This window comes from Streptomyces chisholmiae, assembly GCF_031845445.1.
Lineage (GTDB): Bacteria > Actinomycetota > Actinomycetes > Streptomycetales > Streptomycetaceae > Streptomyces > Streptomyces chisholmiae.
Map to the genome: position 1 here is coordinate 115,426 of NZ_JAVREO010000014.1, position 24,490 is coordinate 139,915.

General features: G+C 71.8%; 22 protein-coding genes, 1 pseudogene and 4 CRISPR repeat arrays. Of the genes and pseudogenes, 14 read left to right on the forward strand and 9 right to left on the reverse strand.

Going from position 1 to position 24,490, the window contains the following annotated elements:
* The 3 genes from RM844_RS22480 to RM844_RS22490 all read left to right on the forward strand — a co-directional run bounded on the left by RM844_RS22480 (window position 1) and on the right by RM844_RS22490 (window position 5,005).
* Window positions 1-369, forward strand: coding sequence for a YciI family protein (locus tag RM844_RS22480; RefSeq protein WP_311669145.1), 369 nt, complete (start codon window positions 1-3; stop codon window positions 367-369).
* Window positions 370-625: 256 nt separating this feature from the next.
* Window positions 626-1,815: direct repeats of the CRISPR family, unit length 29 nt; unit sequence GGGAACACCCCCGCACGCGCGGGGAGCAG.
* Between the two features lie 251 nt (window positions 1,816-2,066).
* Window positions 2,067-2,401: direct repeats of the CRISPR family, unit length 29 nt.
* Between the two features lie 91 nt (window positions 2,402-2,492).
* Window positions 2,493-2,765: direct repeats of the CRISPR family, unit length 29 nt.
* Between the two features lie 526 nt (window positions 2,766-3,291).
* Window positions 3,292-4,188 carry an alpha/beta fold hydrolase gene (locus tag RM844_RS22485; RefSeq protein ID WP_311669146.1) on the forward strand — a complete coding sequence of 299 codons (897 nt, stop codon included), beginning with the start codon at window positions 3,292-3,294 and terminating at the stop codon, window positions 4,186-4,188.
* 253 nt (window positions 4,189-4,441) lie between these two features.
* Window positions 4,442-5,005, forward strand: a complete 564-nt coding sequence (locus tag RM844_RS22490; RefSeq protein WP_311669147.1) for a CGNR zinc finger domain-containing protein — start codon at window positions 4,442-4,444, stop codon at window positions 5,003-5,005.
* A 158-nt stretch (window positions 5,006-5,163) separates the two neighbouring features.
* Here the strand turns inward: RM844_RS22490 and RM844_RS22495 are convergent, their stop codons facing one another.
* Window positions 5,164-5,790: a TetR/AcrR family transcriptional regulator gene (locus RM844_RS22495; RefSeq protein WP_311669148.1), complete on the reverse strand. Its 627-nt coding sequence runs from the start codon at window positions 5,788-5,790 to the stop codon at window positions 5,164-5,166.
* A 98-nt stretch (window positions 5,791-5,888) separates the two neighbouring features.
* Here RM844_RS22495 and RM844_RS22500 point away from each other — a divergent pair, with 98 nt between their 5' ends.
* Window positions 5,889-6,560, forward strand: coding sequence for a CatB-related O-acetyltransferase (locus RM844_RS22500; RefSeq protein WP_311669149.1), 672 nt, complete (start codon window positions 5,889-5,891; stop codon window positions 6,558-6,560).
* Window positions 6,561-6,710: 150 nt separating this feature from the next.
* A CRISPR array of direct repeats spans window positions 6,711-7,349; the repeat unit is 29 nt; unit sequence GGGAACATCCCCGCGTGCGCGGGGAGCGG.
* 417 nt (window positions 7,350-7,766) lie between these two features.
* Here the strand turns inward: RM844_RS22500 and RM844_RS22505 are convergent.
* Window positions 7,767-8,456 (reverse strand): phosphotransferase, encoded by a 690-nt coding sequence (locus RM844_RS22505; RefSeq protein WP_311669150.1) that lies wholly within the window; start codon window positions 8,454-8,456, stop codon window positions 7,767-7,769.
* A 383-nt stretch (window positions 8,457-8,839) separates the two neighbouring features.
* On the opposite strand from RM844_RS22505, the gene RM844_RS22510 reads away from it, so the two are divergent.
* Window positions 8,840-9,358 carry a pyridoxamine 5'-phosphate oxidase family protein gene (locus tag RM844_RS22510; RefSeq protein WP_311669151.1) on the forward strand — a complete coding sequence of 173 codons (519 nt, stop codon included), beginning with the start codon at window positions 8,840-8,842 and terminating at the stop codon, window positions 9,356-9,358.
* Here RM844_RS22510 and RM844_RS22515 read toward each other — a convergent pair.
* Window positions 9,345-9,623 (reverse strand): hypothetical protein, encoded by a 279-nt coding sequence (locus RM844_RS22515; RefSeq protein ID WP_311669152.1) that lies wholly within the window; start codon window positions 9,621-9,623, stop codon window positions 9,345-9,347. The two genes, RM844_RS22510 and RM844_RS22515, sit on opposite strands and share 14 nt — an antisense overlap.
* 43 nt (window positions 9,624-9,666) lie before the next feature.
* Here RM844_RS22515 and RM844_RS22520 point away from each other — a divergent pair, with 43 nt between their 5' ends.
* From RM844_RS22520 to RM844_RS22530, 3 genes are all read left to right on the forward strand, one after another.
* Window positions 9,667-10,128: a hypothetical protein gene (locus RM844_RS22520; RefSeq protein ID WP_311669153.1), complete on the forward strand. Its 462-nt coding sequence runs from the start codon at window positions 9,667-9,669 to the stop codon at window positions 10,126-10,128.
* Window positions 10,129-10,175: 47 nt separating this feature from the next.
* Window positions 10,176-10,670 carry a hypothetical protein gene (locus RM844_RS22525; RefSeq protein WP_311669154.1) on the forward strand — a complete coding sequence of 165 codons (495 nt, stop codon included), beginning with the start codon at window positions 10,176-10,178 and terminating at the stop codon, window positions 10,668-10,670.
* A gap of 95 nt (window positions 10,671-10,765) precedes the next feature.
* Complete coding sequence (locus RM844_RS22530; RefSeq protein ID WP_311669155.1) at window positions 10,766-11,020, forward strand: recombinase; 255 nt, start codon at window positions 10,766-10,768, stop codon at window positions 11,018-11,020.
* A gap of 33 nt (window positions 11,021-11,053) precedes the next feature.
* Here the strand turns inward: RM844_RS22530 and RM844_RS22535 are convergent, their stop codons facing one another.
* The 3 genes and pseudogenes from RM844_RS22535 to RM844_RS22540 all read right to left on the reverse strand — a co-directional run bounded on the left by RM844_RS22535 (window position 11,054) and on the right by RM844_RS22540 (window position 12,606).
* A complete protein-coding gene (locus tag RM844_RS22535; protein WP_311669222.1) occupies window positions 11,054-11,860 on the reverse strand; it encodes a class I SAM-dependent methyltransferase in 807 nt (268 codons plus the stop codon).
* Window positions 11,861-12,085: 225 nt separating this feature from the next.
* Window positions 12,086-12,239 (reverse strand): annotated as a pseudogene (locus RM844_RS33765) (IS1380 family transposase); the annotation flags it as partial.
* A 37-nt stretch (window positions 12,240-12,276) separates the two neighbouring features.
* The gene (locus RM844_RS22540; RefSeq protein ID WP_311669156.1) at window positions 12,277-12,606 is read right to left on the reverse strand and encodes a GyrI-like domain-containing protein; all 330 of its coding nucleotides are present in this window, start codon (window positions 12,604-12,606) and stop codon (window positions 12,277-12,279) included.
* A 171-nt stretch (window positions 12,607-12,777) separates the two neighbouring features.
* Here RM844_RS22540 and RM844_RS22545 point away from each other — a divergent pair, with 171 nt between their 5' ends.
* Window positions 12,778-13,617 (forward strand): alpha/beta fold hydrolase, encoded by an 840-nt coding sequence (locus RM844_RS22545; RefSeq protein WP_311669157.1) that lies wholly within the window; start codon window positions 12,778-12,780, stop codon window positions 13,615-13,617.
* Between the two features lie 258 nt (window positions 13,618-13,875).
* Here RM844_RS22545 and RM844_RS22550 read toward each other — a convergent pair whose 3' ends face one another.
* Window positions 13,876-15,042 carry a Dyp-type peroxidase gene (locus RM844_RS22550; protein WP_311669158.1) on the reverse strand — a complete coding sequence of 389 codons (1,167 nt, stop codon included), beginning with the start codon at window positions 15,040-15,042 and terminating at the stop codon, window positions 13,876-13,878.
* A gap of 104 nt (window positions 15,043-15,146) precedes the next feature.
* Between RM844_RS22550 and RM844_RS22555 the strand changes: the two genes are divergently transcribed.
* On the forward strand, window positions 15,147-16,493 hold the full coding sequence (locus RM844_RS22555) for a right-handed parallel beta-helix repeat-containing protein (protein WP_311669159.1): 1,347 nt from the start codon (window positions 15,147-15,149) through the stop codon (window positions 16,491-16,493).
* Between the two features lie 7 nt (window positions 16,494-16,500).
* Here RM844_RS22555 and RM844_RS22560 read toward each other — a convergent pair whose 3' ends face one another.
* The gene (locus tag RM844_RS22560; RefSeq protein ID WP_311669160.1) at window positions 16,501-17,193 is read right to left on the reverse strand and encodes a hypothetical protein; all 693 of its coding nucleotides are present in this window, start codon (window positions 17,191-17,193) and stop codon (window positions 16,501-16,503) included.
* A gap of 401 nt (window positions 17,194-17,594) precedes the next feature.
* On the opposite strand from RM844_RS22560, the gene RM844_RS22565 reads away from it, so the two are divergent.
* Window positions 17,595-20,093 carry an SdrD B-like domain-containing protein gene (locus tag RM844_RS22565; RefSeq protein ID WP_311669161.1) on the forward strand — a complete coding sequence of 833 codons (2,499 nt, stop codon included), beginning with the start codon at window positions 17,595-17,597 and terminating at the stop codon, window positions 20,091-20,093.
* A 107-nt stretch (window positions 20,094-20,200) separates the two neighbouring features.
* Here the strand turns inward: RM844_RS22565 and RM844_RS22570 are convergent, their stop codons facing one another.
* Window positions 20,201-21,097: an aminoglycoside phosphotransferase family protein gene (locus RM844_RS22570; protein WP_311669162.1), complete on the reverse strand. Its 897-nt coding sequence runs from the start codon at window positions 21,095-21,097 to the stop codon at window positions 20,201-20,203.
* Between the two features lie 251 nt (window positions 21,098-21,348).
* Between RM844_RS22570 and RM844_RS22575 the strand changes: the two genes are divergently transcribed.
* From RM844_RS22575 to RM844_RS22585, 3 genes are all read left to right on the forward strand, one after another.
* Complete coding sequence (locus RM844_RS22575) at window positions 21,349-22,032, forward strand: Rossmann-fold NAD(P)-binding domain-containing protein (RefSeq protein ID WP_311669163.1); 684 nt, start codon at window positions 21,349-21,351, stop codon at window positions 22,030-22,032.
* Between the two features lie 137 nt (window positions 22,033-22,169).
* Window positions 22,170-23,576: a S28 family serine protease gene (locus RM844_RS22580; protein ID WP_311669164.1), complete on the forward strand. Its 1,407-nt coding sequence runs from the start codon at window positions 22,170-22,172 to the stop codon at window positions 23,574-23,576.
* 168 nt (window positions 23,577-23,744) lie between these two features.
* A complete protein-coding gene (locus tag RM844_RS22585) occupies window positions 23,745-24,230 on the forward strand; it encodes an NUDIX hydrolase (RefSeq protein ID WP_311669165.1) in 486 nt (161 codons plus the stop codon).
* Window positions 24,231-24,490 lie beyond the last annotated feature (260 nt).

Below are 24,490 nucleotides of genomic sequence, written 5' to 3' on the forward strand. Positions count from 1 at the left end.
ATGACGCAGTACTTCCTGAGCCTCCCGCACGACTCCGCCGAGGAGCCGACGATGGAGAGCATGGACCCCGCGGAGCTGCAGGAGGTCATCGCCGCGGTCGGCGCGTTCAACACCGCCATCCAGGAGGCGGGCGCGTTCGTGACCGCCGGCGGCCTCCAGCCACCGTCGAGCGCCACCACGGTGGACTACTCCGGCGACAGCCCCGTACTCACCCCGGGCCCGTTCGTCGAGGCCGACGAGTACCTCGGCGGCTTCTGGATCATCGAGGCCGAGAACGACGACGTGGCGATCGAATGGGCCAAGCAGGCCTCGCGGGCCCTGCGCAGCCGGGTCGAGGTGCGCGCCCTCCAGGAGCAGCCCGCGGCCTGACACCGCGCGGCACCGACCCCGCCGGGGGCGCGGCCGCCGACGGCCGAGCCCGCGATCCCCGAGGCCGCGGCCGACCGCGAGGTCCGCCTACCCCCGGGGCGGGGGGGGCGCCACGGTGACGCCCTGCACGATGCTCGCCACCGGGCGCCGGCGGCAACGGAGTTGCGGGAGACGACGACCCGGGGGCGGTGGGCGCGGGGGAGCCCCGCGTGCGCGGGGAGCAGCGCCACGTGGGCCGGTCTTTACGCCGTAAAGCGGAAACACCTCCGCACGCGCGGGGAGCAGGTACGGCCACCACCGACCAGAGCAACAACCCTGGGAACACCCCCGCACGCGCGGGGAGCAGCACCGCGGTGACGGACCCGCAGGGCAACACCTGGGGAACACTCCCGCATGCGCGGGGAGCAGCGGGTTAGGTTGTGCCTACCTCGGGCGCCCTCGGGAACACCCCCGCACGCGCGGGGAGCAGGGCGCCGCCGTGGTGGGACAGATCCTCTGGCCGGGAACACCCCCGCACGCGCGGGGAGCAGGCGAGCAGAGCGATGACGGACTGGTGCATGACGGGAACACCCCCGCACGCGCGGGGAGCAGTCCAGCCCGTTCAGGACGGGGTTCGACTCGGCGGGAACACCCCCGCACGCGCGGGGAGCAGTCGACCATGGACGCCTCGTCCACGACCAGGACGGGAACACCCCCGCACGCGCGGGGAGCAGCCCGGCGGCCCGGCCGGCCCCGGCGGGCCCACGGGAACACCCCCGCACGCGCGGGGAGCAGCTGGTGATCAACCCACGTTTCTCGCAGAGAGAGGGAACACCCCCGCACGCGCGGGGAGCAGCGCGCACATCCCCGAACGGAGACCCCCTCATGGGGAACACCCCCGCACGCGCGGGGAGCAGGGGAAGCGGGGCAGGGGCATGATGGGCTCTCCGGGAACACCCCCGCACGCGCGGGGAGCAGCGGGTGCACCTCGGGGGCCCGGTCGGGGGGCGGGGAACACCCCCGCACGCGCGGGGAGCAGCTGTCGGTCCCGCTGCGCCTGCTCAGCCTCCAGGGAACACCCCCGCACGCGCGGGGAGCAGTACAAGCCGGGCCTGGGCGCCACCAACGACCTGGGAACACCCCCGCACGCGCGGGGAGCAGCACTGCCAAGGACGGCCCGCCCGGGCGCACTCGGGAACACCCCCGCACGCGCGGGGAGCAGTCCTGATAGAGATAGGCGCTCATGGATTCCAAGGGAACACCCCCGCACGCGCGGGGAGCAGGAACCAGTCACCGGGCCGTGGGTCCGGGAGCAGGGAACACCCCCGCACGCGCGGGGAGCAGACTCCTCTTCCTCCGACCGGTTGCCCGTGCACGGGAACACCCCCGCACGCGCGGGGAGCAGAGTTGTTGTTGATGAGGCGTGCGGAGACGGACGGGAACACCCCCGCACGCGCGGGGAGCAGAGGAGATGACCTGCGGGTTTATCCGGCCGGGGCGGGGTTTTTACTTACTTTGCTTGAGGCCGGCATATCCAGTGAAATGTGCGCACCACGGGGTGAGTCGGCCATAGCGGGCGTAGTGTTCCTTGTTGCTCCGTCGAGTGGGCAGACACATTCTGCCGTACATGCGGCCCTGACGCGCGCCCCTGCGAGGGCCCTGTGGGTCGTGTGAGTCGGTGTCGCCCGCGGCGGCGACACGGTCCGCCCGCGACGCCAGGGAACACCCCCGCGTGCGCGGGGAGCAGCTGAACGCCGCGCTGGCCCGCGAGACGTGGGTGGGGACACCCCCGCGTGCGCGGGGAAGAGCGGCACCCCCAAGACCCTCATCCGCCGCTGACGGGGACACCCCCGCGTGCGCGGGGAAGAGCGGGACAGCTCGGCGTTGATGACGTTGATCAGGGGGACACCCCCGCGTGCGCGGGGAAGAGTTGTCAGGGGCCCGCAGGCCGGTTCTGGCGGCGGGGACACCCCCGCGTGCGCGGGGAAGAGGTCGGGGTCCAGAGCCCGGTGAAGTGCGGTCCGGGGACACCCCCGCGTGCGCGGGGAAGAGCGCTGCCAACGTCGGGCGGACCCACACATACTGGGACACCCCCGCGTGCGCGGGGAAGAGAGGGTCCATTCCTCGACCCATCGGACGCCGCAGGGGACACCCCCGCGTGCGCGGGGAAGAGCCGGCCTGCACCACGGTCTCCGCCGTGGAGCCGGGGACACCCCCGCGTGCGCGGGGAAGAGCTCGCGCAGACGTTGCTTTCCGGCGAGCACATGGGGACACCCCCGCGTGCGCGGGGAAGAGCTGCGGTCACCGCACGGCACGGCTCTCTCGCCGGGGACACCCCCGCGTGCGCGGGGAAGAGCTCACCGCCCCCGAGCACGAGGTGCCGCTGCTGGGGACACCCCCGCGTGCGCGGGGAAGAGAGGAGGTGACCTGCGGGTTTATCCGGCTGGGGTGGGGTTTTTACTTACTTTGCTTGAGGCCGGCATAGTCGCCGAAACATGTACATCACGGTCTGTTTCGCTCCTCACCTCTCCACCACGCGGGCAGGTGCATTCTGCCGTATTCCAAGTGTCGCCTGCGCCTCGGGAAGTCGGTGCTGGGTGCGGGTAAGTGGCAGGTGCGGGAGCGCGGTTGCCCGGTCTCGGGTGGTTCTGGACGGGTGCCTGCTGCGGGTCTCCGTCCGGCGTGGTCGGCGAGACGAAAGGCGAATCGCTCCGGTCCTGTTCACGGGGAGGCATGCCTTCCGGCTTCACCGCGGCCTCGCCGCGTCGCGGCGGTGCGCGGCCTCGTCGTTTTCCTTGCCGCTCGGCGGCCGCTCCCAGTCGCCGCGGCCCAACTGGCCGCGATCGCTCGTGGCCTCCGACCCACCCCACCAGTAACCGTTAAACAAGCCCAATATGGTTACGATGAGGCCGTCACCAGCGAGCGACGACGAGGAGTCCGACCGTGAAGCGCGCAGCCAAGACGAGGCACCGGGACCGTCAGGTGGAGGGGTTGCGGGTGCGTTACCGCGAAGCGGGGACCCCGTCGTCGACCGCCGTCGTGCTGCTGCACGGAGCGCCCAGCTCGTCCTACTCCTTCCGCGAGGTGCTGCCGGTCCTGGGGGAGCACGCCTACGTGGTCGCGCCGGACATCCCGGGGTTCGGGTTCTCCGAGGCCCCGCCGGTGGCGGAGTACGCGTACACGTACGAGGGCCTCTCCCGCGTGATCGAGGCCCTGCTCGACGAGCTGGGCGTGACCAGGTACGTGTTGTTCGTGACGGACTACAGCACGCCGGTGGGCTACTTCCTGGCCACCCGCCGCCCGGAACGGGTGCTGGGCCTGGTGGTGCAGAACGGCAACGCGCACGATGCCGGCCTGGGCCCGGCGTGGGACTCCGCTCGGCGGTTCTGGGCCGATCCGACCGAGGAGAACCGGGCCGCGCTGCCACAGTGGCTGACCTTCGAGGGCACCCGGGACACCTACCTCGCCGGGTTGCCGGCGGAGGTGGCGGAGTTGCACCCGCCGGAGTCGTGGCATCTGGACTGGGAACGCCTGTCGCGGCCGGGCAACACCGAGGTGTACTTTCAGTTCTTCTACGACTACCGCAAGCACGTGGCCCGCTTCGGGGAGATCGCCGACTACCACGCCAGGTGGCAACCACCGTGCATGGTGCTGTGGGGCCGCCACGACCCGGCGTTCGACATCGCCGAAGTCCTCGCCTACCACCAGGCGCTCGCCACCTTCGAGGCGCACATCTTCGACGGCGGGCACTTCCTGTTGGAGACCCACGCCGCCGAGGTCGCGGACCTGCTCGTCACCTTCACGCGCGACGCTATCGAGCGGGCGAGGGTCGCGGTATGAGGGCGGCGACGCTGAGGGCCAGGACTCTGATACCGGCGACGCGGAGCGACCGCGCGACCGTCAGCGGCCTGCGGGGCGACCGGGCTCGTGGCCGCTGGGGTCGTGCACGGGCGGCCGAGCATCGACGCGTGGCCGGCGCACCGGGGCGGGGACGAGGGGGGCGGGTTGGCGCTGCGCGTCGGACAACCGCCGTCGGGTGCACGGAGGTTGACCGGCGCCAGCGCGTCCGGCCGGTGATGAGGCGTCAGCCGTCATGACGACCGCCACCGAGTGGGGCGAGGACCACTTCATCGCCGGGCACCTGGCCCTCGACTTCGCCAACACCGTCTACCGCCGCTGGCCAGAGACCGGCGCCGACCTGTTCACCGACACCGACGCACTCGCCGCCTGGTTCGCCCGAGCAGGTGTGCTTCCGGACAACAGCGCCCGCGCTCGGGTGACCGAGACCACCCTGACCGAGGCCCGCACGCTGCGCGCACTGCTGTGGACGGTCCTCGACGTGCACCGGGACGGTCGTCGCCCCCTTCCCACCGACGCCTTCGCTGGCCTGCTCGACACCGCCCGGCACTCCGTCACCGACCTGACCCTTCGTCCCGACGGGTCCACCAGCGCGCACACGCCGCGGGGGGCGCTCGCCGTTGTGACGCTGGCCGGCATCATGCTCGTGCTCAACCCGCCCCCGCGGGGGGTGCGCGCCTGCGACCGGTGCGGCTGGTTCTTCATCGACTCCTCCCGCGGCCGTCGGCGTCGCTGGTGCAGCATGAAGACCTGCGGCAACCAGGCCAAGGTCGCCCGCCACCGTTCTGCCCGTCCGTGACGAGCGCACCCCGACCCCGACCCCCGCGTTGTGGGTGCGTTCTCAGCGGCTGGCCACGCGGCTCGCCGCCCCCCGGTGTCCGGACCGGGGCTACCGGTCCGTGCTCCGGGTCGTGTCGTGCCCTTGAGGGTGCGCGCGTCCGCTCCCGGTCTCGTCGTTCACCCGCTCTCCTCTCGACGGACGGAGAAGGCGCCCGCGGTGGCCGCCAGGACCGCGGTCGCCGCGGCCTGTTCCGGGAGTCGCGGGTTCGGTTCGGCGCGCAGGAGCACCAGCTGGTGGTAGAGCGGTGCGGTGGCGGCGATCAGCAGGCGGCGCGCGTCGGTGTGGTGGGCGGGGAGTTCACCGCGTGCGCTGGCGCGCTCGACGAGGATCTCGCACTGGGCGTACCGGTCCGCCCACAGCCGCGTCTGGGCTCGCGCGGCCTGTTCGGAGTGGAACGAGGCGGCCATCAGGGCGATGGCGAACGACGGCCGCACGACCAGGGATTCCTGAATCTCCCGGTTGAGGGCCGTCAGATCGCCACGCAGCGAGCCGGTGTCCGGTGGCTGCCAGTCGATCTCGCCGGCGGCGTCGATCAGGTCGGCGAGCAGGCCGCCGACGTCGCGCCACCGTCGGTAGACCGTGGCGCGGTGCACTCCGGACCGCGTCGCGACCCCCTCCATGGTGAGTCCTTCGTGCCCGCCTTCGGCGAGTTCGGCGCGCACCGCGTCGAGGACCTGGGCGCGGACGCGGGCGGTGCGCCCGCCCGGGCGGCGGCCTGTGGTCGTGTCGGGTGGGTCTGTCATCGGCAATCGGTATCCGGTTGATCAAGGTGGCAGGGCTGTGTCAACATCCTAACGCGACGGTTGTCGCAGTAGCCCCCTGGAGAGGAACCGCCCTCGCGATGCCCCCCGTCCCCGCCGTTCCCGCTGTTCCCGCCGACCCCACCGTGCTCCACCCGATGCCCGAACACCCGCGGGTGGTCCTGCTCAAGCCGCTGGTGACCTCACCGCTGGTCGAGGTCGGCGACTTCACCTACTACGACGACCCCGACGACCCGACCGCGTTCGAGACCCGCAACGTCCTGTACCACTACGGTCCCGAGCGGCTGATCATCGGCAAGTACTGCGCGCTCGGGACGGGGACCAGGTTCCTCATGAACGGCGCCAACCACCGCATGGACGGCCCCTCCACCTTCCCCTTCCCCACCATGGGTGGCTCCTGGGCGGAGCACTTCGACCTGATCACCGGCCTCCCCGGCCGGGGCGACACCGTCGTCGGCAACGACGTGTGGTTCGGCCACGGCGCCACGGTCATGCCCGGCGTCCGCATCGGCCACGGCGCGATCATCGCCGCCGGCGCCGTGGTCACCAGCGACGTCCCCGACTACGGCATCGCCGGCGGCAACCCCGCCCGCCTCATCCGAACTCGCTACGACGCCGCGGACGTCGGCCGACTCCTCGCGGTGGCGTGGTGGGACTGGCCCGTGCAGCACATCACCAGCCACGTCCGGACGATCATGTCGGGCACCATCGCCGACCTGGAAGCGGCCGCCGCCCAGATCGACCAGCCCTGAGGCGTTGCGCCCCGCCACGCGGCCCTGCGCCCGTTCCGCACCAGAACCGGGGAGCGGCCGGGTGTTGGCGACTGGTACGGGGATGTTCGTGGGAAGACCCCGCGTGCGTGGGGAGCAGGACGAGCCGGCCGGCGCGGCGGTTGAGCAGGAGGGAACACCCCCGCGTTCGCGGGGAGCACCCGGGCAAGGGCTTCGGCTGCCGCCCTCAGTCGGGAACACCCCCGCGTTCGCGGGGAGCAGGGCGTGTGGCCGGTCATGAAGATGCGGTTGCCGGGAACACCCCCGCGTGCGCGGGGAGCAGCCCCAGCCGCGCCGCAGCAGCATCCGGCGGACGGGAACACCCCCGCGTGCGCGGGGAGCAGCCGGGGCGCTCGGGCACGGTATCGGCGCCAGCGGGAACACCCCCGCGTGCGCGGGGAGCGGGCCGACGGCTGGGACGAGCGGGCCTTGGGGGAGGGAACATCCCCGCGTGCGCGGGGAGCGGTTGGCCGGCCTCCCGTCGTACGAGGGCGGCCTGGGAACATCCCCGCGTGCGCGGGGAGCGGCTCGGCATTGAGCTGGCGGATCTCGGCGTACCGGGAACATCCCCGCGTGCGCGGGGAGCGGGCCCGGCGGGTGATGGCGTAGGCGTCCGCCTTGGGAACATCCCCGCGTGCGCGGGGAGCGGTTGGGGGGGAACTCCTCCCCCGGGGGTCGGCGGGGAACATCCCCGCGTGCGCGGGGAGCGGTTTCATGCCCAGTTGCTCGACGCGTTCGCCGAGGGAACATCCCCGCGTGCGCGGGGAGCGGAGGAGATGACCTGCGGGTTTATTCGGTAGGGGTGGGGTTTTCGTTAGCTTTGCTTGAGACCGGCATAGTTGGTGAAACGCAAGTATCTCGGGGTGAGTTGTACATCTCGGGCGCATGGTCCCTCGGCTCTTCGGCGAGTCGACAGACGTATTTTGCCGCACGCCAACCGTGCTCTCGCGTCGCTGCGGAGATGTGAGTAGTTCGCCCACCGGCCTACCAGCGTGGGACCCCCAACCGCTGCTGCTCGCAAGCCTCCTACGCGGCTGCTTCGGGTTTCGGAAGGCATCCACATCAGGTGATGCTCGATCTCCATGAGCAACGCCAGTGCTGCGAGGCGCGGTTGTGCGTGCCAGTGCCAGTGCCAGTGCCAGTGGCAACTCCAGTCCCGGTGCCGCTCGGCCGGTGGCGTGGGCGCCGTTACTCCTGCCAGCCCGCGGTCGTCGTGCCGCGTTCCCGCCACTGCCGCACGCCCGGGCCGTTGGGCTCCCAGCGGTCGCAGAACTGGCGCAGTTCCTCGCACCGGGTGAGCATGGCGGCCCTGCGGGCCGGCCAGGGCGGCACCGGCTCGCCATAGGCCCGGAAGAAGTGGCCGAGCGCATGGCGGCACTCGGGGTGGTGCGTCCGCACGATCCACTCGCACCAGGCCAGGTCCTCGACCGGATCTCCGAGGTGGGCGAACTCCCAGTCGACCACTGCCGTGATATCGCAGGTGTTGGGGTCGAGCAGCACGTTGTTGGGGCCGAAGTCACCGTGCACGAGCACGTTGCCCGCGCCGAGCGCGTCCGTGGGTAGTTCGGCTGGCGCGGTTGTGTGGATGCGGCGTAGCAGGTTTCCGCAGCTTGCCAGGACCTCTTCGGGGCGACCGGCGGCCAGGAGTTCCTGGCCGGGCGTGCCAGTGACGAAGCCGAGCGTCAGGGTGTTCGTGGTCGCTCCGTGTACCGGCGGCACGGGCAACTGGCCCTGGAGGCGGGTCAGGAGTGTGCGTTCGCGCCGCAGCCTGAGTTCGGCGTCGGGACCCTCGTAGGTCTTCTCCACGACCGCACCGTCGCTGACGGTGCGGTTGGTGTAGCCGTGCCGCAGTGGACGCATCCGCTGATCATCAGCCACCGACAGCATCGTGGCTACTTCTTATCGATGGGTGCTGTCCGCACACACGGAGAGTGCGAGTCGCTGCCCAGTCCTTCCTCCCGCCCGAACCCTTGCCACCTGCGGTGCGTTCTCGTGGCGGAGCCACCCGGGGCGTCTCGTGTGCACCGGGAAGAGGCTCACCGGTAGGCGGCCTGCGCCCGGGAGGGGGAACACCCCCGCGTGCGTGGGGACCACGCCGGGTTGAGGAGGGCGGCCGGGGGCGTATCGGCGCCAGGTTCCGCCGGCCGCGAAGTAGGGGCGGCCTCCCAACCCGCGCGGAGCGACCTCACCGCTGCTTCATCAATGACGACAGAAGATCAATGACGACAGAAGGTGTCGGGTTTACGGCCGACGATGGACGTATGCGCGAAACCCCAGAAGAACTCAACAAGCTCCAGTCCCTCCTCGATTCCTCCCTCTCCGGCTCGACCGCACACCTCCGCTCGATCGTCGAGAGCCGCACCATTACGGCGGCGCAGCTCACCGGGGTCATCACCGGCATGTGCACGCTCGCCCTCTCCACGGTGACCGCGAAGGGCGAACCGCGGATCAGCGGCGCCGACGGGCACTTCCTGCACGGCCGGTGGCACTTCGGCACGGCGCGCAACGCCGCCAAGGCCCGTCATCTCGCGGCCCGTCCGGCCGCCAGCGTCGCGCACCTGCGCGGCGAGGACCTGGGCGTGTTCACCCACGGCACGGTGGAGGAGCTGAACCCCGAGGACGCCGAGACCACGGCCGACTGGCAGGAACTCCTCGCCTACTTGAAGGACTTCTACGGCGACGACGACTTCGACTGGAACCGCGAGGTCGTCTACTACCGGCTGAACCCGCACTGGATGACCGTCTACGCGCCCGACCTCGACAAGCTCACCGGCCCATGACGCCGGGCCCGTTGACGAGGGTCCGCACCCGCGCGTACGTGGGTGCGCGGCCGGTCGACGGCGCGCCGTCGCGTACCGCCAGCACCGAGGCGTTCTCGATCGCGTCGCCCGCATCGCCGACGCCGAGCGCGAAGGCTGGCTCGGAGAGGTCGAAGGGCCCCGGGTCAGCCTGGCTGGAGCCGAAGCCGAGCTTGCTCAGATGGACCGACGAGTTTCCTGGGGTACGGCGATCGACCTCGGCATGCCGCGCATAGCCGCAGCTCAACCCACCGAGGCGGAGGGCCCGGCTTCGCTGACACAATCACTGGATGACCAGCCATGACATCCGGTTCGACTGGCAACACCGTGGCGACGGCGGGCCGCTCGTGATCGTCCCCCGCATCGACGGAGCACCACTCACCGAGCTGATCGACGGGTTCGAGATCGCCGCCGGGATGCGGCCCGCAGGCAACGCCTACGGCGGTCTGATCCCGGAGTTCTTCCGGTTCGGCCCGATGCGGGATCACTTCCTCGGACGGTCCACCAACGCGATGGGGCCGAAGACACCCGTTCTCGGTTGTGCATGCGGCGAGTGGGGATGCTGGCCCCTCATGGCCCGCATCACCGCGACGGCTGACCTCGTGACCTGGGACGCCTTTGAGCAACCGCATCGCGAGGCCCGCGACTATGTGGCATTCGGTCCGTTCCAGTTCGACCGTCACCCCTACGATGACGCTCTGCAAGCCCTGAGCTCGGTGATCGGCTCCGACGTCAACGACACGCGCGCATGAGCGCCACCAGGTGCGGCTTGTTGGGCTAAGGGATGGGGAAGCGGTCCATGGAAAGATTCGAGACGGAGAGTCTGGCGCTCATGCCTGGCCAGAAGGTGCGGGCCAGCGTCCTCAGCCATCACTCATGGGGTGTGCTCGTGGAGATCGTTGGTTACGAGAACGCTGGTCTGTCGGCCTCTATCGACATGATCCAGCAGTTCTCCCAGACCACTAGCAGCTACGACGAACTACGCGCGCTCTTTCCACCCATCGGTTCACAGATCGACGCAGTGATCGAGCAAATCCACCGCTGGCATCCGCCGGTATCAGTGCGGCTCACCATCCGACCCGCCGACCTGGAATCGCTGCGCTGGAGCTGCGACTTCTGTGGTGAACCGACCACGTTGGGCCCAGGTGGAGACGCCCTCGTCCTGGACTCTCGCAGCAGCGACGGTCCAGGGAGCCACACGATCATCTCCCACCGGCACTGCCTGGCCGAGCGCATCCGCCCGGAGAACAGTGGAGAGCGGGCGCGAGCGTTGAAGATCGGGAAGATGTGCTGACGTCGTGCGGCCCGGGCCTACCGGCATGGATGAGCTGGACAGCTCATTCGGCGGGAATTAAGCGATAGTTCAGCGCAGCCCGCATCCGCTGCCCCATGCCGCACGGCAACCCGAAGATGCTCGGCCGTCTCGCAGAACTTGGCACCGACCTCCTCGTCCGCCTGCGGCGGGCCGAAGAGAAGAGCTGGCTCGGCGAGGCCGAAGGCATCAACCTCACTCTCACCTTCTTCCGCGCAAAGCGCGAGGAGACCGAGCGCCAGGCCCGGCGTCCGGCAGTTGTCCTGGGCATCCCGAAACTCCGTCAACTCCGGAGAGCTTCTGACGAAGGACATCACCACAGATTCCGTTGAAGTGCACTGAGCCACCAGCTGCCAAGCCCGAAGTCATACCTGGCCATGCGCCATCAAGGCCGCATGAGGCAGCACCAAAACACCGTTCGCATCGATGAACTCTGCACACAGCGCATCGAAGTGTCCCTTGATCGCCTCGATGACTTCTGTGGACTGGCTCCTCACGATCTGCCCGATCGTCGCCACTCCGGCGGCCGGGCCGCTCCACCACTCCTCCGGGGTCGTCCGGTGGTCCCACAGCAGGGTGTCGCAGACGACGTTCATCAAGGCGGCGGCTCCCAGCAAGGCGGCGAAACCATGTTCAGTACGAGGAAAGTCGTCGCCGGGCTCCAAAGCAGGCAAGTGAGCGGGACGGCCGACACCCGCCGCCTGAACGGCTCTTCCAAGAAGAGCCTGCCCGGCGGCTGCGGGGGCTGGCCAGATGGTGACAGCTATCCGCCCGCCGGGCCGCGTCACCCGGCGCAGCTCCGCCAGGGCTGTCCGAGGCCGTCCGACGTGGTTGAGCACGAAGTTTCCGACCACAGCGTCGAACTCATCGTCCGCGAAAGGGAGGTCAGGCAGGGTCGCGAGGCGCACATCAGCTGCTGGCGCTGCCCGGGCGGCAATAGCGATCATGCTGGGTTCGGCGTCGACCGCCGCCACCTTCGCTCCTCGTCCACACGCAGCCGCGGCGACAGTGCCACTGCCCGTCCCCACGTCGAGCACACGCATTCCCGCCTTGATCCCGACGGCGTCGAGCAATCGGGGCACCGGATACGCACAGAGCTTGGCGAAGCTGCTCGCATATGCATCCGCCTGCCCAGCCCACGCTCGACGCTCGGACTCGTCAAACGCCGTCACCGTCATACGTCCCTCCCCAGAGCCATCCCAAGGAACTCACTTCTCAGGAAGCCCCGACGCTAACCTCGAAGGTTCGTGACGGTCCGCCGACGGAGTCGGTGGACCGCTTTCCTGCTGTGGGCTGAGGCTGTGCAGGCCGAAGACCCGAGTGTCGCCTCGGGTGGCGCCGGATATCCACTGCTCCGGGCGTTGGGGTGCTGTCGACGGGACAGGGAAATCCGCCGGTCAGTTAGGGTCGGGTAGCTCAGTGAGCTGGTCGAGGGCTTCGGTTATGTGCCAGGTCCAGGTCCAGGTCCAGTGCCGGGCAAGGCGGAGAGTTCACCGACGGCCGGTGGTCACGAGCTGTCCGGCCGCGGTTAAACAGGGGGAACCGCAGTTTCGGTAGCTGGGCCATCCGCACCGCACTGATCGCGTCATCAGGCGACCCGAAAGACCGGCCAGCCGATCTCGGTGCGCCACGCCGTGGGATCGCTGGTGTCACGGGGGCCGACAACGTAGACCCTCCGCACCGGCCCGGCCACCGACATCGCGTTCTCCACCACCCAGGTACCGAGTTCGCCGTACGTGACCTCGATGCCGTCGTGCTCACCGACATGGGTGGTGACGGCCAGTTCCGCGGCCGGCAGAGTCATGGGGTGCACGCGTCCGGTGCGAGGTGGCGCAGCGGTCGGCAGGTGGACGACCGCGTGGCCGCGCTCCCGCGCGAAGAGGGCGTCGTCGTAGCTGCCGCCCGGTGGTCCGGTCACGGCGGCGCCGACGGCCGCCTCCAGGCGTGTCGCATCGATGCCGGTTCGGCGGGCCGCGCAGTGCGGGGTCAACGCCCGGGCGGCGATGAGTTCTGCGCTCCGTCCGAGTCTCACCGGCGGTGACGCGTGCCGCTGTGGCGGGCGGCCTCTATCCGAACCGGAGAGATCGACATGTCAATATCCCGTGGCCAGCAGTCGGCCAGCGCCGAGGACCGCGTGGTGTCCGCCGACGGTACGGAGATCGCGTTCGAGCGGTCGGGCAGTGGGCCGGCCGTCGTGCTGGTGGCCTCGGCGTTGGCTGACCGGTCCGACACCGCCAAGCTCGCGGGGCTACTCGCCGAGCACTTCACCGTGATCAACTACGACCGGCGCGGACGGGGGGCCAGCGGTGACGCCGACGCCTACGCCGTGGCTCGCGAGGTCGAGGACATCGCCGCCCTGGTCGAGCATGTCGGCGGCTTCGCGTCGCTGTTCGGCTCGTCGTCGGGGGCGGTGCTCGCCCTGCGGGCGGCCGCCGCCGGCGTGCACATCGAACGGCTGGCGCTGTACGAGCCGCCGTTCGTGGTCGCCGAGGGGGACGACGGGCCGCCGGCGGATCTCGCGCGGCGGGTCGCCATGTTGCTCGCGGAGGGCCGGCACAGCGATGCCGTCAGGTACTTCATGACCAGGGTGCAGGGCATGCCCGGGATCGCGGTGTCGCTCATGAGGCTCATGCCGAAGACGTGGGCCAGTCTCACCGCGCTGGCCCGCACGCTGCCCTACGACATCGCGGTCATGGGCGACACCCAGCGGGGCCGGCCGCTGGACGCGGGGGAGTGGGACGGGGTGGCCGCGCCCACCCTCGTGCTGACCGGTGGCAAGAGCCCGGCGGCCTTCCAACGTGCCGCCCGCGCGATCTGCGAGATCCTGCCGCGGGCCGACCACCGCACCGTGCCCGGCCTCAACCACGGCGCCGTCGTGATGGCGCCGAAGAAGGTCGCCCCGCGGATCGCGGCGTTCCTCAAGGGATGAACGTGCCGTCCGGTCCGGGGGCGCTCGGGTGGCGTCTGGCCCCGGCCACCGGACGGCCGTACTCGCGGCGGACAGGTCTCGGGCGGGCCGGTGTCGTCGTGCACCGCCCGCTCGCCCGCCGCGCGTGGGCGGGAGGGCGAGCCGTCGCCCGGTGCTGGCCCGGGGCACCACCCGGCACGATCGGTCACGCACCGCCCCGTGCGGCAGCCGAGGAAGCCGGCCGAACCAGGAACCAGGAACCAGGAACCAGCCCAGGGCTCAGCCGAACAGGGTGGAGCCGAGCGGGCGTTGCGGGGTGTAGCCGGGGAGGATCAGGAAGGTCGCGCTGGCGGTCGTGGTGGTGAAGGGCAGCAGCGCGTCGGAGGTGTCCATCCGGGCGAGCGTGGCCGTGAAGGTCCGCAGGTCGTTCTGGAAGCTGATGAAGAGCAGACCGGGGGCGGGGGCGTCGATGCTGTAGGAGCGGCGGAGCATGTGGCCGACGCCGACCACGGTGGGGTTCGACCTGCGCACGTGGGCGTCCACGGGGATGAGATAGCGCCCCTCGGGTGTCTTGGCGTTGAGTCCGGGGGCCGAGTCGACGCCGCCGCCGGAGAGGGGCTCGCCGCTGGCCCGGCGCCGACCGAAGACCGCCTCCTGCTCGCCGACGGACAGGGCGGCGAACCGCGTCAGGTCGATCTCCATGCGCCGCAGGACGGCCAGGGTGCCGTCGGCGACCGCAGGGGGGTCGGCCAGCCACAGGTCGCGTTCCTGCTCGGCGGTGGTGTGCGGGCCCACGATGCCGTCGATGAAGCCGAGCAGGTTGCGCGGTGCGGAGCGGTCTTCGGCCACCGGCACCTCCGCGCCGCGGCGGCCGAACTGCCGCCAGCGCTCCTGGAGGCGGTCGCCGGCCTGGTCCAGGAGCGCGGCGGCGGTGACCGGCAGCAGCAGAGGGTCGCCGGCGCAGATCTGGAGCAGTAGATCCCCGTCCCGGTCTCGTGCGGCGACCCGCTCGTGGGAGAACTCCGGGAGGTCGGCCGCGCCGGGCAGGGTGTCACCGGCGGTCCGCACCAGCCGCGGGCCCACGCCGACGGTCACGGTCACATCGCCGGGGGACAGGCCCAGCAGGCGTGGGTCGGACCCGGCGGCGAGGGTCTGGATGGTCTCGCCGAGTTCGGCCAGCAGTGGGCCGGGCGGCACCGCGTCGTCGAGGTCGGCCACCAGGGCCAGCAGGTGGGGCTGGGCCGTCCGGGGCAGCGTCACCCCCGCCTGGTGCCGGCCCGTCACCGCGACCGGCGGGGGCGTGGTCGGGGCGGAGGAGGCGGGCGGGGCGGGATCGTCGGACCGGGCGGAGTCCCCCGAGCAGCCGGCGAGGAGGCCGGCGGCCACCGTGGCGCCCGTGACATCGAGGAACGCGCGGCGTGACGGGGGACGGTCGGCGCGGTGCATGCTGCGTACGATGCCACACCCGGCGCGTGGGCTGCCGTCCAACGGCCCTATTACGAGCGGGAGTTCGACGTTCCGATGGGGTGGCGCCGTGAAAGACTGGGCGCATGTCTCGACTGGCTTGCCGCGTGCTGGCGGCTGCCCTGGGCGCACTGGCGCTGGTGACCGGCTGCGGCGGGAGCGGTGACGACGGATCGGCCGTGGAAGGGCGGCGGCCGGACGGCGCGGAGGTGACGATCCGGGTGCCCGCCGACGCTCCGACCGTCTCGGACGCGGTGTCCCTGGCCCAGCCAGGCGACCTGGTGCTGGTGGCGCCGGGCGTCTACCACGAGTCGGTGCGGATCGACACGGAGCGCGTCACCCTGCGGGGCGAGTCCCGGGCGGAGGTGGTCATCGACGGGCAGGTGCGGCGGCCGCACGGGGTGGTCGTCACGGCGCCCGGGGTGGCCGTGGAGAACCTGACCGTGCGGAACAACACGCACAACGGGGTACTGGTCACCGGTTCGGCGGCGGCGGTCGAGGCGCTGCCGGGCAGCGGTGGCTACGACACCGGCGACGAACCCGTCGTCCTCCTGGAGTCGTTCCTGGTCTCGCACGTGACGGCGACCCGTAACGGCCTCTACGGCATCTACGCGTTCTCCGCGCGGAACGGTGTCATCGAGCACTCCTACACCTCGGGCGGGGCGGACTCGGGGATCTACGTCGGCCAGTGCAGACCGTGCCGGATCGTGGTGCGGGACAACATCTCCGAACTCAACGCGGTCGGTTTTGAGAACACCAACGCCAGTGGTGACATGTATGTGGTCGGCAACCGCCTGGTCGGCAACCGCGTCGGCCTGACCACCAACTCCGACCACCAGGAGAAGCTGCTCCCGCAGCGCGACGCCGTCATCGCGGGCAACCTGATCGCGGACAACCAGCAGCCGCAGACCCCGGAACAGGCCGACGGCGGCTGGGGCATCGGCATCGGCGTCGACGGCGGCAGCGACAACCGGTTCGTCCGCAACCTGGTCACGGGCCACGTCAACGCCGGTCTCGTGATCACCGCCACCGCCGATCTGACGGCGGACGGCAACCAGATCACGGAGAACGCCTTCGCCGGGAACGGCCTGGACGTCGGCTGGACCTTCCCCACCGCCACCCAGGGACAGGGCAACTGCCTGGCGGGGAACGAGCTTGGGACGACCGTGCCCGCGGACCTCGCCGCCGTCGCGTCCTGCCCGCTGTCTGCCGACTCCCCGACGCCGACCGGCAGTTGGAGCGCTCCGCCGGCGCCCGCGGGGATTCCGTTCACCGAGGTGGCCGCGCCAGGCCCGCAGCCGGAGTTCCCGGACGCCGGCACGGTCGGCGCCACGGTCGTGCCGGACGTTCCCGAACTGCCGGTCGTCGCGGACATCGTGCTGCCGTCGCCGGCCCTGCTCGCCGATGGCGCGCGGGTAGCGACGACCTCGTGAGCCGCGGCTACGGCGTCGGGGCGGCTTCGGGCAGCGGCGGGACGGGGATATACGCGTGGGTGTCGAAGTCCAGGACCACGGGCTCGGGCGCGGTGGTGATACCGACCTCGACCCGGTGCATGGTGCCGTCCGCGTCGAGCCAGTAACGCACGGTCCCCGACCCGCCGGTGTCGGCGTCGCCACCCTCCGGGGCCTCGGCATCTGACGCGGGGCCAGCTGTGGGTTCGGCGCCGGAATCGGCCTGGGCGCGCGGCCCGTTCATGATGTCGGTGCGCTGGCCGCGCACCTCCTCCCGGCCGACCCAGGTGGCGCCGTTCTGCGGCAGCAGCGCGGCGTTGTCCGGCCGGTCGCTGCCGAGGTCGAGCACGATCGCCAGCGCGCTGTCCAGGGTCATGCCGGAGGTCAGCAGCGGACGGCTGTGCCACCCGGACGCGGGCGGCGACTCCGGGGCGACTTCCGGAGGGTTGGCCATGGGGTGGACGAGGACGGTGGTGCCCGTCCACTGGATCAGCCCGTCGCTGGACGCGTCGCGCCCGGTCCCGCGCACCACCCCGTAGCCGGTGTGGGTGCGGTAGTCGACCGACGCGGTGATGACCAGCCCACCGTCCACGTTCGGCACGTCGATCGTCACCGCCCGGCCCCCGGCCTGGTAGTTGAGGAACCGCGTGACCGCCAGCCGGTCCACCTCGTCCGAGGTCAACGCCCGCGGGGCGGTGGGCCCTTCGTCGTCCCCGAGGAGGACCAGGGCGCTGGTCGCCGCCGCCGCGACACAGATGAGGGCCGCCGCTGGCCAACGTAACCGGGGCCACCGGCGACCCTGCTGGCGCGCGCCGGCGCCTCGCGCGCCACCTCCGCGCGCCCTACCGCCCCGCGCGCCGCTGCCGCGCCCCTTGCCGCCCCGCCCGCCGGCGTCCCGGGCTCCGCTACTCCGCATGCTCCGCACGCGGCGCGAGCATAACAGTTCCTACCGACCCGGCCTCGAACTCCGTGATTGGCCGGATGCAACGGGTCATCAACTTGTAGTCTTTGCGCGCCAAATCACTGGCCTTCGCGTGAGCTCAGGATGAAGGGAGCGCTATGCGCTTAGGTGTACGGCTGCGGATGGGGTTATCCGGTGTGCTCCTGGTAGGGGGCGGCATGGGGACACTCCTGACCGGCGCCGGGCCGGCCGTGGCCGCGACCTCCGACGGCACCCTGACCGTCGAGGTACTGCGGGACTTCTTCGGCACGGGCGTGATCAACGCGACCATGGACGTGCCCCAGCGGGGAATCCAGGTCGATGTCACCGACCCCGAGGGCAATCGCGTCACCGGGGTCACGGACGTCACCGGCAGGGTCGTCGTGCCGCCGTCGGGCGAGCTGACCGGCGGCCGGTACCGGGTCGACGTCACTGTCCCGGCACCCTACGCGGACTACCTGCGGGCGGCGCCCGCCTCGACCGCGGAGAACCACTTCGACAGCTTCACCTCGTTCGTGGACGTCTCGGACGGCCAGGACGACTCGGTGACCACCGGGGTCTGGAACCCCGCCGACTACGCACTGCCCGAATCCCGCTACTTCGTGCCGATCCAGAGCGGCGCGGGCGGGACGGACACCCGGGCCCTGGTGGCCTTCGGGACGGACGCCCGGGGCACCTGCCCCGACCAGGCGGCGTGCCCGGAGGTCCTCAACACCCAGGACCAGGTGGGCACGACCTACGGGCTCGCCTACGACCGGTACCGCGACCAGCTGTTCCAGTCGGCGTTCGCCCGGCGGTACACCGAGTACGGGCCGGAGGGCGGCGGCGCGATCTACGCCCAGCCGACCGACGGCGGTGCCCCGACGCTGTTCGCGACGGTGCCCGACGCCGTCGAGACGGCGCACGACACCGACAACCTGATCAAGGACGCCGGGTTCACCGACGCGCCGGGCACCGAGAGCATCGGCGGCCTGGCCCTGTCGGAGGACGGCTCGACCCTGTACGCGGTGAACCTGCTCACCCGTAGCCTGGTCAGCTTCGACGCGACGGGGCCCACCGCCTCGTCGCCCGAGGAGACCGTGGCGATCCCCGACCCGGGCTGCGCCTCGGCCGGGGACTGGCGTCCGTTCAGCGTGGCCGCCCACGACGGCAAGCTGTATGTCGGGGGCGTGTGCAGCGCCGAGAGCACCCAGGACCGTGCGGACCTGCGGGCCGTCGTCGCCACCTATGACGGCGAGGCGTTCACCACCGTGCTGTCCCAGCCGCTGGACTTCGAGCGCGGCAACGTGCACGTCGGCAACTCCGGCAACGGCCAGGGCAACCACTGGAACCCGTGGCACACCGGCCTGGCGAACTGGGACTCCTTCCAGCTGGGCGGCGCGATGATCAATCCGCAGCCCTCGCTGGCCAGCATCGCCTTCACCCGCGACGGCTCGCTGGTCCTCGGCTTCCGAGACCGGTTCATGGACGTCGTCAGCTGGGGCGGTCTCGACCCGAGGCCGGGCATCGACACCCCGCAGAACGGGATGTCCGGCGGCGACATCAACATGGCCTGCGCCAGGCCCGACGGCGGGTACGACTGGGAAGGCACCGGAAGCTGCCCCGACCACGCGACGGACCCGACCCGCACCGGGGTCCAGCCCGGCAGCGTGGTCGAGTACTTCCCGGGTGACTTCTTCCCGAACGGCGGCTCCGCGACCCAGCCAGGGCCGCACCAGGAGTCCGCCCTGGGATCCGTCGCCTACATCCCGCAGCAGCAGTGGGTCGTCAGCACCCAGATGGACCCGACCGGCCGGGTCGTCACCAGCGGCACCGGCTACTACGACGTCGCCACGGGCCTCGGCCCCGGCAACGACCCGGTGCACAACGCGTACGAGTTCGTCGGCCCGAACCAGAACGGGTTCGGCAAGGCCGGCGGCCTCGGTGACATCGCGTACGCCGCCGAGAACGCACCGATCCAGATCGGCAACGTGGTCTGGTTCGACGGCGACCGCAACGGCCTCCAGGACCCGGGGCACGTGCTGCTGCCGGGCGCGACGATCAACCTCCTGGACGCCGACGGCGAGCAGGTCGCCACGACCACGACCGATGCCGCCGGCGAGTACTACTTCGGCGGGGTCGGCGCGGAGTACGAGCTGACACCGGGCGCCGAGTACACCGTGCAGTTCGACGTCTGCACGGCGGACACCAGCGAGGTACCGGGCCAACCGGCCGCCGCCGACCTGCGGTTCACCCTGCCGCGCGCCGGTGACGACCCGGTCCACGACTCCAACGTGACGCCGCCGACCTCCGGCCGGCTCTGCGACGGCTACGCCCCGGTCACCGCGCCGGCCACCCCGGGAGGGGTCGATCACACGATCGACGCCGGCGTGCACATCCCGGAGCCGGAACCCCCGGTGGAGCCGACGGACCCGCCCCCGGCGGAACCGGTGGACCCCCCGGCCGAGCCCGTGGAGCCGGAGCCCAACGCTCCGGAGCCCCAGGCCCCGGGACCGGACCGACCGGGACCCGGACCGGGCGGCAGTCTCGCCCAGACCGGCACGTCCGGACTCGGTGGCATGCTCGCCCTCACCGCCGTGCTGCTCGGCGCGGGCACGGCGGCGGTCCTCATCACCCGTCAGCGGCGCGCACGACACCACTGACACCCGCAACACCCGCAACACCCGACGGGCCGGTGCACCGCACCGGCCCGTCGGCCTGACCGGCGGGCGGGGGACGGCCGGTGCCCGCGCGGCTGAAGCGGCGCGGATCAGACGCCGGCCAGCACCCGTTCCAGCGCGGCCCGGCCCGCCGGCCCCCAGTGCGGTTTGCCACCGGGAAGACCCCGGTCGCCGTTCTGGCCCATCAGCACCAGGAAGAGGCCCTTCATGGCGGCCAGCCCGCGGGCCCGCCGGATCGTCGCCGCGTCGGCGTGCGCGTAGGCGTCGAAGAACCGTGCCGCCGTGCCCGCCGGCAGCAGCACCCACGCGGCGGCGAGGTCCCACGCCGGGTCGCCGGCGAACATGTCGCCGAAGTCCACGATGCCCGAGAGGGTGCCTGCCGAGACGACGACGTTCGCCGGATGCAGGTCGCCGTGCACCCACACCGGCGGGCCCTCCCAGGCGGGGGCCGCGACGGCGTCGTCCCACACCGCCCGGACCTCGGCGGCGATGTCGTCGGGGGCGACGGCGCGGAAGAAGTGCTCGAAGCCGTCCCCGCAGTCCCTGGGGTGGGCGCCGCGGTCCGCGGCGATCGGCGCCTCGGCGGGCGCCGGCACATGGAGGGCCCGGAGGAAGCCCGCCAACGCGTCGGCCGCGTGGGCGCCACGGCTGATCGCGCCGTGGTCCAGCGGCTCGCCGGGGACCCAGGTCATCACCGTCCAGTGCTTGGGGAAGCGCGCGGACGGTTCGCCGAACCGCACCGGGGTCGGCACCGCCAGCGGCAGCCGCGGGGCCAGCACGGGCAGCCACCGCCGCTCCTTGAGCTGCAACTCGGGGGTGGGGTCCATGCGTTGCATGCGCACGGCCAACTCGTCCCCGAGCCGCCACATCTGGTTGCCCCAGCCGCCCGCGACCTCGCGGATGGCCAGCCCGGCGAGGTCCGGATGCTGCTCCCGCAGCAGGTCGCGGACCAGGTCTTCGTCGATCTCGGTCTGGGCGTCGGTCATGTGGACCAACGGTAGTGAGGCGGCGCGCGGAACGGGACGGAGCGCCCCGCAGGCGCAGGAGCAGGCCACCGCCGGGCGGTTCCGCACCTGCCCCGCCGGGGTGTCCGCCCCGGGCCGCCCCGGGGGGGCGGTTCGTGCGGCGAAGTCCCCTGCCGCGCGCGGTGGACGGCGGGGGAGCAGCCTCGCGTGCGCCTGGCCCGGTGGGTGTGGCAGCCTGCCTGGGGCGGTGGCCCCTGTCCAGCGAGGAAGTGGTGCGCGTGAAGGTAGTGGTCTTCGGCCCCAGTGGGTTGATCGGTGACGGGTTCGTGCGGGAGAGTCTGCGGGCCGAGGATGTCACCGAGGTGGTCACCGTCGGTCGTGGACCGCTGGCCGCGACGCACCCCAAGCACCGGCACCTCGTGCATGGTGACTTCCTCGACTTCGACGCGCTCAGCGGGGAGTTGGCGGGCGTCGATGCCTGTTTCTGGGCGTTGGGGGTGACGTCGATGGGCATGAGCCCGGCGGACTACGAACGCGTCACCCACGACTACACGGTGGCCGCCGTCCGCACGCTCGCCGCGGTCAACCCCGGCCTGACCTTCGTCTATCTCTCCGGCGCCGGGACCGACGGTACCGAGCGGGGGCGGAGCCGGTGGGCCCGGGTCAAGGGCCGGACGGAGAACGCGGTGATCGGGGCCTTCCCGCGCGGCTACGCCCTGCGGCCCGCCTTCGTGCTGCCCGCGCACGCGAAGCGGTCGAAGACGCGGGTCTACCGGTGGGGGACCGCGGCGGTCATCCCGTTCGCCCCGCTGCTGCGCCGGCTCTCCGGCGCGGCCGTGACCGACACCGCCCAGCTCGGGCGGGTGGGCCTGCACCTGGCCCGGCACGGTCATGAGCGGCGGGTCTGGGAGAACCGCGACATCGTGGCCCTGGCCACCGCCGACCCGGGCGCCTGAGACCGGGCCGGCGCCCCGGGCCGCCCCGGCCTCCGCTGACGCCTGCTCAACTTCAACCGCTTTTCACCACAAGTTATTTGCGAAAGCTATGGTTTGATGGCGGTGCAGGAAATCCTGCCGACGTGAGGAGTAGGTGCATGCGGAAGACCACGGGGTGGCTCGTCTCGGTGGCCGTACTGGCCGGGACAGCCACGGTGGGGGGAGCGGCGACGGGCGTCGCTCAGGCTCAGGAACAGGACATCGCGGAGCGCATCGCCGCGATCCCCGGCATGACGCTGATCGAGGAGAAGCCCGCCGCGAACGGCGACCGGTTCCTCCTGCTGAGCTTCGAGCAGCCGGTGGACCACCGCCGGCCCGGCTCGGGCACGTTCGAGCAGCGCATATCCGTGCTGCACACGGGCGAGGACCGGCCCACGGTGTTCCACACCAACGGCTACTGGCTCAACCCCAACCCGGCCTACAGCGAGCCCACCCAGCTGCTGGACGCCAACGAGGTCGGTCTGGAGCACCGGTTCTTCGGTGAGTCGGTCCCCGAGGTCGAGGACTGGACGCACCTGGACATCTACCAGGCGGCCAGCGACCAGCACCGCGTCCACGAGGCGCTGTCGGCGATCTACGACGAGAACTGGATCTCCCACGGGCGGAGCAAGGGCGGCATGACCGCGGCCTACTACCGCTACTACTACCCGGAGGACATGGACGGGACGGTCGCCTACGTCGCGCCCAGCAGCACCGACCGCGAGGACACCGCGCCCTACGACGCGTTCCTGTCCAGCGTCGGCACCGAGGAGTGCCGCTCGGCGTTGGAGGACGTGGAGCGCGAACTCCTGCTGCGGCGCGACGAGATGGTGCCGCTGCACGAGGCGTGGGCCGAGGAGGTCGGCGCCACCTTCACCAACGTCGGCGGCGTGGAACAGTCCTTCGAGGTCGGCCCGCTGAACCTGCGGTGGACCTTCTGGCAGTACTACGGCTCGGCCGAGGACTGTGCCGCGGTGCCCGAGCCGACCGCCTCCACCCAGGAGCTGTACGACTACGTGGACCAGATGGTGGGCTGGGGCGCGGACCACGAGCTGGCCGCCACCGTGCCGTACTACTACCAGGCCGCCACCCAGCTGGGGAACCCGCTGTACTCCACGGGGCACATCGACGACCTGCTGGAGTACCCGGAGCTGAAGTACTCCGGTGCCTTCGTGCCGCCGGAGATCGAGCTGCCGGCGTTCGACAACCGGGCGATGACCTGGGTCGACGGCTGGGTGACGCACCTGGGCACCGAGATGCTGTTCGTGGACGGCGAGGCCGACCCGTGGAGCGCCAAGCCGTTCACCGCGGACTCCGCCGACCGGGAGACGTACCGCCTGGTGGCCCCGGGGGCCAACCACAGCGCGGGCATCAGCCTGCTCGGGGCGGCCGACCGTGACCTCGCGGTCGAGTCGGTGCGCGCCTGGGCCGGTCTCCCGGCGGAGGCCCAGTCCCGGGCGGCGGCCGGCAACGCCTACGACCCGGCGCTGGACCACCCGGAGCCGCGCGAGCTGCTCCACCCGTGAGGCCAAGGCGCGGCGCTGCGACCGCCGCGCGGGGTTGACGCGACGCGAACGCCACGCCACGCGGCGGGTCCTGGCCAACCGGCCGGGGCCCGCCGCGTCGGCGTGCGGCCCGCACGTCGGCCGACGCGGCCTTGAGCGGCGTTCCCCCGGCCGCCTACCGTCGAGACGGTGGAGACCACATACCGGCCCGCCGCCCGGGTGATCTGCCTGGACGCCGCCCACCGCGTCCTGCTGCTGCGCTGGCGGGACCCGTTCGACGGCGCCCTGCTCTGGGAGCCGCCCGGCGGCGGCATCGAGCCCGGCGAGACACCCCTGGCGGCGGCGCGCCGCGAACTCGCCGAGGAGACCGGCCTCGACCCGGCCGCCGTCCTCGACCGGTCGGTGCCCGTCGACCGCGACGTGCGGTGGAACGGGCGGCGGTACGTCGGCGTGGAGCCCTTCTTCCTCGCCCGGTTCGGCGAGGAGCGGCCGGCTCTGCTGCGGACCGGGCTGCTCCCCGACGAGCGGGTCAACCTGGACGCGCACACCTGGATCGAGTGGTCGGCGCTGGACATGCTGCCCGACCCGGTCGAACCGCCGCGGCTGCTGGCCGTGTTGGACGCCCTGGCACCGGACGGCCCGTGGGCGCGGCGAGCCCAGCCGCACTCCGACTGACGGCGCCCCAGGGGCAGGAGCGGCCCCCGCCCGTGGCCGAAGTGGTCCGGAACAGGGGATCGTGGTCTGCGGCCACCCGACCGGGCTCGCCCGGGACCACCCCGAGCCGCGTGGCCTCGACGAGCAACCGCGGGTACTGATCGGGGGGATCGAAGGGCGTCCGGCCGCCCCGGCCCCGCTGGGCCCACCCGCCAGCCACCGGGTTCGCACCACCGCCCGCCGGTCGGCCTGTTACCCACGTCACAGACAATTCCTGTCAG

Coding starts and splice junctions, on each gene's coding strand:
- RM844_RS22520 (WP_311669153.1), top strand. CDS start 9,667: ATGACCAGCCATGACATCCGGTTCGACTGGCAACACCGTGGCGACGGC.
- RM844_RS22530 (WP_311669155.1), top strand. CDS start 10,766: ATGCCGCACGGCAACCCGAAGATGCTCGGCCGTCTCGCAGAACTTGGC.
- RM844_RS22495 (WP_311669148.1), bottom strand. CDS start 5,790: ATGACAGACCCACCCGACACGACCACAGGCCGCCGCCCGGGCGGGCGC.
- RM844_RS22550 (WP_311669158.1), bottom strand. CDS start 15,042: ATGCACCGCGCCGACCGTCCCCCGTCACGCCGCGCGTTCCTCGATGTC.
- RM844_RS22510 (WP_311669151.1), top strand. CDS start 8,840: ATGCGCGAAACCCCAGAAGAACTCAACAAGCTCCAGTCCCTCCTCGAT.
- RM844_RS22570 (WP_311669162.1), bottom strand. CDS start 21,097: ATGACCGACGCCCAGACCGAGATCGACGAAGACCTGGTCCGCGACCTG.
- RM844_RS22500 (WP_311669149.1), top strand. CDS start 5,889: ATGCCCCCCGTCCCCGCCGTTCCCGCTGTTCCCGCCGACCCCACCGTG.
- RM844_RS22490 (WP_311669147.1), top strand. CDS start 4,442: ATGACGACCGCCACCGAGTGGGGCGAGGACCACTTCATCGCCGGGCAC.
- RM844_RS22555 (WP_311669159.1), top strand. CDS start 15,147: ATGTCTCGACTGGCTTGCCGCGTGCTGGCGGCTGCCCTGGGCGCACTG.
- RM844_RS22580 (WP_311669164.1), top strand. CDS start 22,170: ATGCGGAAGACCACGGGGTGGCTCGTCTCGGTGGCCGTACTGGCCGGG.
- RM844_RS22525 (WP_311669154.1), top strand. CDS start 10,176: ATGGAAAGATTCGAGACGGAGAGTCTGGCGCTCATGCCTGGCCAGAAG.
- RM844_RS22545 (WP_311669157.1), top strand. CDS start 12,778: ATGTCAATATCCCGTGGCCAGCAGTCGGCCAGCGCCGAGGACCGCGTG.
- RM844_RS22565 (WP_311669161.1), top strand. CDS start 17,595: ATGGGGTTATCCGGTGTGCTCCTGGTAGGGGGCGGCATGGGGACACTC.
- RM844_RS22480 (WP_311669145.1), top strand. CDS start 1: ATGACGCAGTACTTCCTGAGCCTCCCGCACGACTCCGCCGAGGAGCCG.